This window comes from Rhodococcus sp. 11-3 (genome assembly GCF_023704055.1).
GTDB classification, from domain to species: Bacteria; Actinomycetota; Actinomycetes; order Mycobacteriales; family Mycobacteriaceae; genus Rhodococcus; species Rhodococcus aetherivorans.
On record NZ_CP080406.1, the window covers coordinates 2,953,376 to 2,965,276 of the forward strand.

10 protein-coding genes are annotated in these 11,901 nt (G+C 72.9%); 8 read left to right on the forward strand and 2 right to left on the reverse strand.

Annotated features, from left to right (window positions below; genetic code table 11):
- Positions 1–26: 26 nt before the first annotated feature.
- Positions 27–1,325, reverse strand: coding sequence for an alkaline phosphatase family protein (locus tag KZJ41_RS14075; protein WP_185712730.1), 1,299 nt, complete (start codon positions 1,323–1,325; stop codon positions 27–29).
- Positions 1,322–2,968, reverse strand: coding sequence for an alkaline phosphatase (locus KZJ41_RS14080; RefSeq protein ID WP_185713471.1), 1,647 nt, complete (start codon positions 2,966–2,968; stop codon positions 1,322–1,324). Before KZJ41_RS14080 ends, KZJ41_RS14075 begins: the two co-directional genes overlap by 4 nt.
- 148 nt (positions 2,969–3,116) lie before the next feature.
- Here KZJ41_RS14080 and KZJ41_RS14085 point away from each other — a divergent pair, with 148 nt between their 5' ends.
- The 8 genes from KZJ41_RS14085 to KZJ41_RS14120 all read left to right on the forward strand — a co-directional run bounded on the left by KZJ41_RS14085 (position 3,117) and on the right by KZJ41_RS14120 (position 11,896).
- Positions 3,117–4,526 carry a replication-associated recombination protein A gene (locus KZJ41_RS14085; RefSeq protein WP_006947018.1) on the forward strand — a complete coding sequence of 470 codons (1,410 nt, stop codon included), beginning with the start codon at positions 3,117–3,119 and terminating at the stop codon, positions 4,524–4,526.
- Between the two features lie 224 nt (positions 4,527–4,750).
- Complete coding sequence (alaS, locus tag KZJ41_RS14090) at positions 4,751–7,417, forward strand: alanine--tRNA ligase (protein ID WP_251550926.1); 2,667 nt, start codon at positions 4,751–4,753, stop codon at positions 7,415–7,417.
- Positions 7,417–7,941 carry a Holliday junction resolvase RuvX gene (gene ruvX, locus KZJ41_RS14095; protein ID WP_170914086.1) on the forward strand — a complete coding sequence of 175 codons (525 nt, stop codon included), beginning with the start codon at positions 7,417–7,419 and terminating at the stop codon, positions 7,939–7,941. The genes alaS and ruvX overlap by 1 nt, the downstream gene beginning before the upstream one ends.
- On the forward strand, positions 7,938–9,746 hold the full coding sequence (gene mltG, locus KZJ41_RS14100; protein ID WP_251550928.1) for an endolytic transglycosylase MltG: 1,809 nt from the start codon (positions 7,938–7,940) through the stop codon (positions 9,744–9,746). The genes ruvX and mltG overlap by 4 nt, the downstream gene beginning before the upstream one ends.
- Positions 9,736–10,569 carry a shikimate dehydrogenase gene (locus tag KZJ41_RS14105; protein WP_168579621.1) on the forward strand — a complete coding sequence of 278 codons (834 nt, stop codon included), beginning with the start codon at positions 9,736–9,738 and terminating at the stop codon, positions 10,567–10,569. Before mltG ends, KZJ41_RS14105 begins: the two co-directional genes overlap by 11 nt.
- A gap of 86 nt (positions 10,570–10,655) precedes the next feature.
- Complete coding sequence (locus KZJ41_RS14110; protein ID WP_029543580.1) at positions 10,656–11,096, forward strand: SRPBCC domain-containing protein; 441 nt, start codon at positions 10,656–10,658, stop codon at positions 11,094–11,096.
- Positions 11,089–11,430: a helix-turn-helix transcriptional regulator gene (locus KZJ41_RS14115; protein WP_006947009.1), complete on the forward strand. Its 342-nt coding sequence runs from the start codon at positions 11,089–11,091 to the stop codon at positions 11,428–11,430. Before KZJ41_RS14110 ends, KZJ41_RS14115 begins: the two co-directional genes overlap by 8 nt.
- Positions 11,431–11,542: 112 nt before the next feature.
- Positions 11,543–11,896 carry a YciI family protein gene (locus KZJ41_RS14120; RefSeq protein ID WP_161996557.1) on the forward strand — a complete coding sequence of 118 codons (354 nt, stop codon included), beginning with the start codon at positions 11,543–11,545 and terminating at the stop codon, positions 11,894–11,896.
- Positions 11,897–11,901: the final 5 nt, after the last annotated feature.

The window sequence follows — 11,901 nt, forward strand, 5'->3', positions numbered from 1 at the left end:
GCGGAAGGGCTGCGGAGGCATCGGGCTCACCCGGCGAAGGCGTGCGTTGCCGCGCGGCCGTCCCAGCCACCCGCCGGCCCGGCCAACCCGAACAGCGCCGCGACCGTCGGGGCGACGTCGAGGGTGCGCACGGGGTCGGCGACGGTGAGGCCGCGGCGGATACTCGCATGCCCGCCGGCGACGAAGAACGGGATCTCGACGGTCGCGGCGTGACCGTGATTGCCCGGAATCGGATTCGACAACGGGCTCGGATCGGAGAACCGCCACCCCGCGTCGCACAACGCCACCAGATCACCCGCGGCGGCGCCGAGACCCAGATCCGCACCCGCGTACAGTGCGGCCACGCCCGGGACGGCGGCGGCGACCTCCCGCATCCGCGCCACCGCGTCCACCCGGGCCGCCGGATCGCCGACCCAGTACAGCAGGTTCGCACCGCCGTTCTGGGCGGTGCGCACCGATCCGGCGAGCAGCGGGTCGGCGCCGAGCACGTCGACGAGGCCGATCAGCTGGTCCGGCGCCGACCAGTCCATCCCGTGGTCGGCCAGCACCATCAGCACCGACCGTTCCCACCGTCCCGTCGCGCGCAGGAACTCCACGAACCGGGCCACCTGCTCGTCCGCCGAGCGCAGCGCCGCGGTACGCGCGAGCCGCAGCGACGCGCCGAGCACGTCCAGGTGCCCGACGCGGTCCACGTCGCCGAGATTGGTGAACGTGAACCGCGGCGACCGCTCCTCCACCACGGAGATCAGCGCGTCGACCGTGAACCGATCCGGCGCGTGTTCGGTGAGCGGCAGCAGCGGCACCGGATCCCACGCCACCGACGCGCGGCCGCCGAACAGGCCGTGCAGGTACCGCTTGGACAGCACGCTCGCGGTCGTCAGCCCCAGCTCGCGGGGCAGCCGGTCGAGCACCGTCCCGGCGCGCAGGTCGGTCGGCCGGTCGAGGTCCCGGGTGCGGCCGAGCACCGGGTCGAAGATCGAGTTGGCGGGCACGCCGGAGCGGTGCGGCAGCACACCGGTCATCATCGCCGCATGGTTCGGCAGCGTCTCGGCCACCGAGATCGCCCGGGCCGCGGTGTACCGGGTGCCGGCGTCGGCGAGCGCGAGCAGATGCGGCGTGAGACCCGGCGCGAGCTCGTCCGGGCGCATCCCGTCGACGACGAGGACGTGCACGTCCGCGTCCGGTAGCAGCGCCGACGGCGTCGCCGCCCGGGCCGGAGCCGTGCCGATCAGGGCCGGAGCCGTGCCGATCAGGGCCGCGCCGGCCAGCACGGCCGTGCCGGCGAGCATCGTGCGCCGATCGATCGCTCCGGCGGGTGGCGTCACGGCCGGGCCTGCCGGCCGTGCGCACCCGGATCGAGCGCGGCCGCCGGCTCCAGCCGCGGCGTGCCGGCGGCGACCCGCCGGCTCGTGCCGTACCGCACGCCGGTGCCCGGGTCGGTCGGATCGAGCACGTACAGCCAGTCCATCTGCACCGCGTCGGGTGTCACGTCGAGGACACCGAAGCCGTGCGAGTCCAGTTCGACGTACCGGATGTGGTGGTTCGTCGCCAACACCGCCGCCTCGATCGACGGGGTGACGGTGCGGGGCGCGACGCCCAGCATCTCGTCGATATTCGCCGAGGTCACCGACGGCACCACCAGTTCGGTGGCCACGGTGCCCGCGCCGGGGTAGTTCGCGGCGTCGACGGGGATGTCGGCGGCCCACGACGAGTGGATGTCGCCGGTGAGGAACACCACGTCGCGGCCGGAGGCACGAATCGCGTCGAGCAGCCGTCGCCGGTCGGCGGGATAGCCGTCCCACTGGTCGACGTTGAACGGTGCCCCCGCCGCGGGGAGCCCCGCAACTGCGGTCAGCGCCGCCGTGGTCCGCTCGTCCAGGGGCGGCAGCAGCACCGGGGCGATCATCACCGGGTTCCCGATGAGCTGCCATCGCGTGCCCGAACTCGTCACGCCCGCGGTCAGCCACGCCATCTGCTCCGCGCCGGTGATGGTGCGCGCCGGGTCGTCGATGCGGCGCCCGTGCACCTGCTCGGTGCGATAGCTGCGCAGATCCAGCATCGACAGCTCGGCCAGGTCCCCGAACTGCAGCCGCCGGTACAGCCGGGGCGCGTCGGCGGTGCCGCCCGGCCGGAGGGGCTGCCACTCCAGGTAGGCCTGCAGGGCCGCGGCCCGTCGCTCCGCCCAGGCTCCCTCGACGGCGGGGTCGTGGTTCTGGGCGCCGCCGGACCACGCGTCGTTGGCGCTCTCGTGGTCGTCCCACACCACGATCCACGGCAGCAGCGCGTGCAGCCGCTGCAGATCGGGATCGCTCTTGTACTGGCCGTGCCGGATCCGGTAGTCGGCGAGGGTGACGATTTCGTGCCGCGGGTCGTGCGGGCGCACCACCCGGTTGCCGCCGGAGGCGTATTCGCCCGTGCCGTACTCGTACAGGTAGTCGCCGAGGTGCACGACGGCGTCGAGGTCCGGGCGCGCCGCCAGGTGCCGGTAGACGCCGAAGAACCCGGCCTCCCAGTTCGAGCACGACACCACCGCGAACCGTAGCCGGTTCAGCTCGGACCCCGGCCCGGGCGCGGTGCGGGTGCGGCCGACCGGGGAGGCCGCGTCGCCGGCGGTGAAGCGGTAGAAGTAGGCGGTGTCCGGCTCGAGGCCCGTCGCATCGATCTTGACCGTGTGGTCGGACGCGGGGGACGTCGTCACGGACCCCGAGGCCACCACGTCGCGGAGGTCGCCGTCGGTGGCGATCTCCCAGCGGACCGTCGTCGCGGCGCCGAGGCCGGAACCGGGCACGGCGTCCGGGGCGGGCGTGACGCGGGTCCACAGGATCACCCGGTCGGGTAGGGGATCGCCGGAGGCCACGCCGTGCGCGAACACGACGCTCTCCGCCGCGGCGGGGGAGACGGAGACGGCCGCCAGGGCCGCGGCGCCGAGGGCGACGCCGCCCGCGCGCAGCGCGGTCCGTCGCGACACGACACGGGTTTCGGTGGGAGGCACCGGACGATCAGACCAGCGTCCCCCGCGATGAGCAAGTACCGCGACGGAATGTCCCGAACGTTCACGGCCGGTTCACGCGCCGTCGGCCCGACCCGCCGTCGGGCCGGGACGGTAGCGTCGTGGGGTGAGCACCTTCTTCGGAGCGGAGGAACCAGCCGGACCGGACGCCCTGTTCGAGACCCCCCGCCCGACCGAGCCCGACCCCGCACCCGTACCACCGGCGTCGCGCCCGTCCCGCGGTGCCGGACCGAACGCGCCGCTCGCCGCGCGGATGCGCCCGGCCGACCTGAGCGAAGTCGTCGGCCAGCAGCACCTGCTCGCCCCCGGTGCGCCGCTGCGCCGCCTCGTCGAGGGCTCCGGCGCCGCGTCCGTCGTGCTCTACGGCCCGCCGGGGACCGGCAAGACCACCCTGGCCTCCCTCATCTCCGGTGCCACCGGCCGCCGCTTCGAGGCGCTGTCCGCGCTGTCGGCCGGCGTCAAGGACGTGCGGGCCGTGATCGACCTGGCCCGTCGCCGCCTGGGCGCCGGTGAACAGACCGTGCTCTTCATCGACGAGGTGCACCGCTTCTCCAAGACCCAGCAGGACGCGCTGCTCGCCGCGGTGGAGAACCGGATCGTGCTGCTCGTGGCGGCCACCACCGAGAATCCGTCGTTCTCCGTCGTCGCCCCGCTGCTTTCCCGCTCGCTGGTGCTGCAGCTGCAGCCGCTGGGCCCGGACGACATCCGGGCCCTGCTCGAGCGGGCCCGCACCGACGAACGCGGTCTCGGCGGCGGTGTGGAGATCACCGACGACGCGCTCGACCACCTGGTGCGCCTCGCGGGCGGAGATGCACGTCGCGCGCTGACCGCGCTCGAGGCGGCGGCCGAGACCGCGCTCGACCGCGGCGGTACGGGCGCGACGATCGACCTGCCGACCGTCGAGTCGAGCATCGACAAGGCCGCGGTGCGCTACGACCGCGACGGCGACCAGCACTACGACGTCGCGAGCGCGTTCATCAAGTCGCTGCGCGGCTCCGACGTCGACGCGGCGCTGCACTATCTCGCGCGGATGATCGTCGCGGGGGAGGACCCGCGGTTCATCGCGCGGCGGCTGATGATCCAGGCCAGCGAGGAGGTCGGCATGGCCGATCCCACCGCGCTGCAGGCCGCGACGGCGGCCGCGCAGGTCGTGCAGCTCGTCGGCATGCCCGAGGCGCAGCTCGCCCTGGCGCAGGCCACCATCCACATCGCGACCGCGCCCAAGTCGGGTGCGGTGACCGCCGCGCTCGGCGCCGCGATCGCCGACGTCAAGGCCGGCCGGTCCGGGTCGGTGCCGGCGCATCTGCGCGACGGTCACTACGCCGGCGCCCAGAAGCTCGGTAACGCCGTCGGCTACCGCTACCCGCACGACCACCCCGACGGCGTGCTGGCGCAGCAGTACGCGCCGGACGAACTCGTCGGCGTCGACTACTACACCCCGACCGGCCACGGCGCCGAGCGCGAGCTGGCGCAGCGGGTGCCCAAGCTGCGCCGGATCGTGCGCGGCGAACGGTAGGGCACCGCGTGCGCCGCAGGTCGCGCGGCAGTCCCCGAGCGAATGAACCATGCCGTCGGACTACGGAGGTGAACGATCCATTCGCTCGCCCCCCGGCGGGGGACGGAGCGGCGCGGGTGGCGAGAACGGCCACCGTCGCCCGCGCGATAAGCTGAACGATGGCCGATTCGCCGTGCCCGCGCGGGTTCGGCAGCCCACACCGTCAGACAAAGAGGACCATCGACGTGCAGACCCACGAGATCCGCAGGCGCTTTCTCGACCACTTCGTGAAGGCCGGCCACACCGAGGTGCCCAGCGCGTCGCTGATCCTCGCCGACCCGAACCTGCTGTTCGTCAACGCCGGCATGGTCCCGTTCGTGCCCTACTTCCTCGGCCAGCAGACCCCGCCGTTCAGCACCGCGACATCGGTGCAGAAGTGCGTGCGCACCCTCGACATCGAGGAGGTGGGCATCACCACCCGGCACAACACGTTCTTCCAGATGGCGGGCAACTTCTCGTTCGGCGACTACTTCAAGGAAGAGGCGATAGGCCATGCGTGGTCGCTGCTGACCAGCCCCGTCGAGGACGGCGGCTACGGCATCGATCCCGAGAAGCTCTGGGCGACGGTGTATCTGGACGACGACGAGGCGTACTCGATCTGGCACGACAAGATCGGTGTCCCCGCCGAGCGCATCCAGCGTCGCGGCATGAAGGACAACTACTGGTCCATGGGCATCCCCGGCCCGTGTGGCCCCTGCTCGGAGATCTTCTACGACCGCGGCCCCGAGTACGGCGCCCCGGGCGGCCCGGAGGCCGACGAGGACCGCTACATCGAGATCTGGAATCTCGTGTTCATGCAGAACGAGCGCGGTGAGGGCGGCGCCAAGGAGAGCTACCCGATCCTCGGGCCGCTGCCGAAGAAGAACATCGACACCGGCATGGGCGTCGAGCGCGTCGCGTTCCTGCTCCAGGGCGTCGAGAACGTCTACGAGACCGACCTGCTGCGCCCGGTCATCGACAAGGCCGCCGAGCTGACCGGCAGTGTCTACGGCGCCGACCACGCCTCCGACGTGCGGTTCCGCGTCATCGCAGACCACGCCCGCACCGCCGCGATGCTCATCGTCGACGGCGTCAACCCCGGCAACGACGGTCGTGGCTACGTGCTGCGCCGCCTGCTGCGCCGGATCGTGCGCTCGGCCCGGCTGCTCGGCGCCGACACGCCGACGATGGCCGAGTTCATGGCCGTCGTGCGCGACACCATGAGCCCGTCCTACCCGGAACTGGCCACGGACTACTCGCGCATCGAGACCGTCGCCGTCGGCGAGGAGACCGCGTTCCTCAAGACCCTGGGCACCGGCAGCAAGCTGTTCGAGGGTGCGGTCGAGACCGCGAAGGCGCAGGGCAGGTCCGTCCTCGGCGGCACCGAGGCCTTCACCTTGCACGACACCTACGGGTTCCCCATCGATCTGACGCTGGAGATGGCCTCCGAGGCGGGCCTGACCGTCGACGAGGACGGGTTCCGTTCCCTCATGGCCGAGCAGCGCCAGCGCGCGAAGGACGACGCCCGCGCCCGCAAGCACGCCCACGCCGACCTGACCGTCTACAAGGAGCTGCTCGACCGCGGCCCCACGGAGTTCACCGGCTTCACCGAGCTGGTGACCGAGGCGACGGTGCTGGCCGTCATCACCGGCGGCGAGCGGCTGCACGCGGCGCAGGCCGGCCAGGACGTCGAGCTGATCCTCGACCGCAGCCCCCTCTACGCCGAGTCCGGCGGCCAGATCGCCGACGTCGGCACCATCACCGCCGGCGGCCTGCGCATCAAGGTCAACGACGTCCAGAAGATCGCCAAGCAGCTGTGGGTGCACAAGGTGACCGTGCTCGAGGGACAGGTCACCGAGGGCGATGCCGTGCTCGTGCAGGTCGACCCGTCCTGGCGCAAGGGCGCCACCCAGGGCCACTCGGGTACCCACCTGGTCCACGCCGCGCTGCGTGAGGTCCTCGGCCCCAACGCCGTGCAGGCCGGCTCGCTGAACAAGCCGGGCTACCTGCGGTTCGACTTCTCCTGGCCCGGCGCGCTCAGCGAGCAGCAGAAGACCGACATCGAGGCCGTCACCAACGAGGCCGTCGCCGCGAACTACCCGGTGAACACCTTCGTCACGGACCTGGACAAGGCCAAGAAGATGGGCGCGATGGCGCTCTTCGGCGAGAACTACGGCGACGAGGTCCGCGTCGTGGAGATCGGCGGCCCGTTCTCGATGGAGCTGTGCGGCGGCACCCACGTCGAGCACTCCTCCCACGTCGGCACCGTCACCCTGCTCGGCGAGCAGTCCGTCGGTTCGGGCGTGCGCCGCGTCGAGGCGTACGTCGGCCTGGACTCGTACCGGCACCTGGCCAAGGAACGGGCGCTGCTCGCGGGTCTCTCCTCGACGCTGAAGGTGCCCTCCGAGGAGGTGCCCGCACGGGTCGAATCCCTGATCGAGCGGCTGAAGGTGGCCGAGAAGGAGCTCGAACGCACCCGCGCCGCCGCGGTGCTCGCCTCGGCCGGCACCTTCGCCGAGAAGGCGCAGCGCACCGGGGATCTTCTCGTCGTCGCCGAGACCGCCCCCGAGGGCGTGGCCGGGAACGACCTGCGCAGCCTCGCCTCCGACGTCCGCGGCCGGCTCGGCAGCGAGCCCGCCGTGGTGCTGCTGCTCGGTTCCGCCGACGGCAAGGTGCCGTTCGTCGTCGCCACCACCAAGGCGGCCCAGGCGAGGGGCATCAAGGCCGGCGACCTGGTGTCGAGCTTCGGGCCCGCCATCGGTGGCCGCGGCGGCGGCAAGCCCGACATGGCGCAGGGATCCGGATCCGATCCGGCCGGGATCCCTGCGGCGCTGACCGCGTTCCGGGCCCGGCTGAGCGAGCTGGCCGGCTGATCGTGGCCGACTTCGCCGGTCCCGACCGTCCGGGCGTCGACGACCCCGGCCGCGGCCGCCGCATCGGCATCGATGTCGGAAGTGTCCGAATCGGGGTCGCCTCGTCCGACCCTGACGGCATCCTGGCCACTCCGGTCGAGACCGTGCCCCGCTCGAAGGAACGCGGGTCCGACGCGCCGGATATCCGGCGCATTGTGGACATCGTCACGGAGTACGAGGCCGTGGAGGTTATCGTCGGACTGCCGCAGACCCTGCGCGGGGAGCCCGGCAAGGCCGCGAAACTGGCCCGTGATTTCGCGGGACGGCTGCGCCGGCGCCTGACCGGGATCCCTGTGCGGATGGCCGACGAACGATTCACGACGGTCACTGCGGCGCGGGCGCTCCGCGAGAGCGGAGTCAGCGCGCGCGGTGCGCGGCCGGTGATCGACCAGGCCGCCGCCGTCGCCATCTTGCAGGGTTGGTTGGACGAGCGGAGTGCAGTTGTGAACGTGGCCGAGGACGGCAAGCCGGGGAGCGGGCAGTGAGCCGGCACGGGCGGCCGGACGACGAGTCCACCGGGGCGGACCACGACTTCCCCGGGGGGCGCTCCGGCTTCGGACCCGCGCAGCAGGACGAGTGGTACCGCCCGCGGCACGGTTCTCCGGGGCCCGACGTCCCGGAGCCGCCGGCCCCGGCCGGGGACGGCTACCGATACGAGCACCCACCGCATCCGGCCGCCGGACATCCCTTCGACGACGCGCCGACCACCGAGCACGTCTACCGGCTCGACGACTACGCCCCCGGCGCCCCGTCGCAGCCCGACCCCCGCCACGACCGGCAGGACCTCGATCCCCACGGCCGGACTCCCACCGACGGGCCGGGCCACGACACCTTCGAGGCCCGGGCCCACGAGATGCAGGGCTACGAGACGCAGGGCTACGAGCCCCGGGACTACGACCCCCGCGACCACGACGGGTACGACCCCGAGCCGGGGGCCTACCGGTACGACGACTACGAGCAGCGGCCGGCCTACGACGAGGCGGGCTACGACCAGTTCGGCTACGCCGCGGTGGACGACGACCCCCGCGGATACGCCGAGACGCCGGCCGCAGGGCGGGACTGGACCGACTCCGCCGACCGCGCCGCCCCCGAAACCGTCGGAGTGTCCCCGGCCCGCCGGGCCCACGCCCGCTCGGCCCGGGCCCGCCGCACCCGCGGCCGGATCGTCGGGATCCTCGCCGTCGCGGCCGTGCTGGTCCTGCTCCTCGGCGGCGGATTCTTCGCCTACCAGAAATTCACCGGCCCGGACCTGCCGCCCGACTACACCGGTGCGGGCGGTCCCGCCGTCGTGGTGCAGGTGCACCCGGGCGACACCGCCGAGCAGATCGGCGCCGCCTTCAAGGAGGCGGACATCGTCGCCAGCTCCGATGCCTTCTACAACGCCGCCGTCCAGGACCCCGGCATGAACTCGCTGCAGCCGGGCTTCTACTCGATCGCCAGCCGGCTTCCCGCCCGCGAGGCCGTCGCCGCCCTGGTCGACCCCGCGAACCGGGTGGGGGCGGTGGTGATCTCCGAGGGCCGGCAGTTGCACGACATCCGTGACGTCAACACCGGCGCGGTGCGCAAGGGCATCTACACCCTCATCGCGGAGGCCAGCTGCCTCGACCGCGACGGGCAGCGCACCTGCCTGACGTACGAGGAGCTCGACGCGGCCGGCGCGAGCACCGACCTCGCCGCGCTCGGCGTGCCGGAATGGGCGCGGGGCGCGGTCGCGAACGTGCCCGACCGCAACCGTCAGCTCGAGGGGCTCATCGCGGCGGGCCGCTGGGACTTCGACCCCAGTGCCGGGGCCGCCGAGATCCTGCGGTACCTCGTCTCCACCAGCGCGCAGCGCTACGACGAGACCGGCATCACCCAGGCCGCGGCGAAGGTCGGGCTGACCCCGTACGAGATGCTCGTCGCCGCGTCCCTCGTGGAACGCGAGGCGCTGCCGGACGACTTCGCGAAGGTCGCGCGGGTGATCCTCAACCGCCTGAAGATCGGGCAGCCGCTGCAGTTCGACTCGACGGTCAACTATGCCCTCGACGAAACCGAGCTGGCGACCACCGACGCCGACCGGGCGCAGGTCACCCCCTGGAACACGTACGCGAGCCCCGGACTGCCCGCCACGCCGATCTCGTCGCCGAGCATCGAGGCGCTGCAGGCCGTGGAGAACCCGGAGGCGGGGGACTGGACGTACTTCGTGACCATCGACGCCCAGGGCACGACCCTGTTCACCAACAGCTACGACGAACACCTGACGAATACGCAGCAGGCTCTGGAAAGCGGAATCCTCGACAGTGGCAGATGACATCGTGACCGGCGGCCGCAAGGCCGCGGTCCTCGGCAGCCCCATCGCGCATTCGAAGTCCCCGCTGTTGCACCTGGCGGCCTACCGGGCGCTGGGGCTGACGGACTGGACGTACGAGCGCATCGAATGCACCGGCGAGCAGCTGCCGGCGCTGGTGGCCGGGCTCGGCCCCGAGTGGGTCGGGGTGTCGGTGACGATGCCCGGCAAGTTCGCGGCGCTCGAGTTCGCCACCGAGCGTACCGACCGGGCGGTGCTGATCGGCTCGGCCAACACCCTGGTGCGGACCGCGGACGGCTGGCGGGCCGACTGTACCGACGTCGACGGCGTCACCGGCGCGCTGCGCGCCGCCGGCGTCGGGGATCTGACCGGCGCCTCGGCGGTGGTGGTCGGGGCCGGGGGGACGGCGCGCCCGGCCCTCGTGGGGCTCGCCGAGCTCGGGGTCACGTCGGTGACCGTCGTCGCCCGCAGCGAGCTCCGGGCCGCCGAGACGTTCGACTGTGCCGAGGCGGTGGGCATGAAGCCGCGCTGGCTGCCGTTCGAGGCCCCGGAACTCGGGGAGGTGTGCGCGTCCGCGGGCGCGCTGGTGAGCACCGTGCCGGCGGCGGCGGCCGCGCCCTACGCGCAGCGGCTCGGCCGCGCGCCGTTCGTCCTCGACGCGATCTACGACCCGTGGCCCACGCCGCTCGCCGAGGCCGCCGCGGCGCACGGCTCGGTCGTCGTGGGTGGCCTGCAGATGCTGCTGCACCAGGCGTTCGGCCAGGTCGAGCAGTTCACCGGCCGGCCGGCCCCGCGGGAGGCGATGGCAGCGGCCGTCGCCGGCTGAACCACCGGTAGGTGCTACCGTCCGGTTGCACATCGTCCGGGTAGGTGCAACCATGAAGTTGCATGTCATCGGACGAGGAGGTTCCCATGGACACGCAGGACCGCATCGAACGGGAGATCCGCATCGAGGCGCCCGCCGCTCGGGTGTGGCAGCTCGTCGCCCGGCCCGGCTGGTGGATCGGCGACGGCGACCGTTCCGGGCACACCGTGACCACCGACGGCGACCTGATCGTCGTCCACGACCCGCGGTACGGGAAGTTCCCGATGTACCGGGTGGCGTCCGATGAGCCCCGGTACCTCGCGTACCGCTGCTCGGCGGTGATCGACGAGCCGCCCCGTGACGGCGCCGCCACCCTCGTCGAGTTCTTCCTCACCGAGGTGGGCGGCGGCACCGTCCTGCGCGTCGTCGAGAGCGGGTTCGGCGCCCTGGACGGGACCCCGGCACAGCGCCGCGAGGCGTTCGAGGGCAACACCGACGGCTGGCGGCAGCAGCTCGACATCGCCAAACGGGACGTCGAGAGTGCCTGACCCCGCCGATTCCGCCGTCGGCGCGGTGCTCGCGGCGCTGGCCGACCCGACCCGCCGGCTCATCCTCGGCACGCTCGCCGAACTGGGGAGGGCCAGCGCCACCACGCTCGCCGGGCGGGTCCCGGTCTCGCGCCAGGCGGTGGTCAAGCAACTCCAGATCCTCGAGACCGCGGGCCTGGTCGACGCCGCCCGCGCCGGCCGGGAGGTGCTCTACACCCCGCGCCCCGAGACCCTGGACGGCTCGGCCCGGTGGCTCGCCGAGCTGGCCGACGCCTGGGACCGCCGTCTCGGGGCGGTGAAACGCGCCGCCGAAGAGGGCCGGCCCTCCCGCTGACCGGCGGAGGAAGAAAATTCCGCGCCGGATGTCGATCCACCCGCCGGCCGTTCGTGTACAGGTTGGATCACCGGCACCGGGCCGGGGACCGCCACCGCGAGGAGGATCGGCCATGACCCAGTACCTGCTGAGCATCTACCAGCCCGACGGTGACCCGCCGCCGCCGGAGTTCCTCGACCCGATCATGCGCGACGTCGAGGCCGTCGATGCCGAGATGCGTGCCGCCGGCGCCTGGGTGTTCGCCGGGGGACTGCACCCCCCGAGCACCGCCACCGTGCTCCGGCTCGCGGGCGACGGCATCCTCACCACCGACGGCCCGTACCTCGAGGGCAAGGAACACATCGGCGGGTTCACCGTGATCGAGGCGCCCGACCTAGACGCCGCCCTGGAATGGGGCCGCAAGCTCGCCCGCGCGATCACGCTGCCGATCGAGGTGCGGCCGCTGCAGGGCGGGCACTGCGGGTGACACGC

Excerpts from the sequence above, each read along its gene's own strand:
- KZJ41_RS14120 (WP_161996557.1), top strand. The coding sequence starts at position 11,543 with ATGACCCAGTACCTGCTGAGCATCTACCAGCCCGACGGTGACCCGCCG.
- KZJ41_RS14110 (WP_029543580.1), top strand. The coding sequence starts at position 10,656 with ATGGACACGCAGGACCGCATCGAACGGGAGATCCGCATCGAGGCGCCC.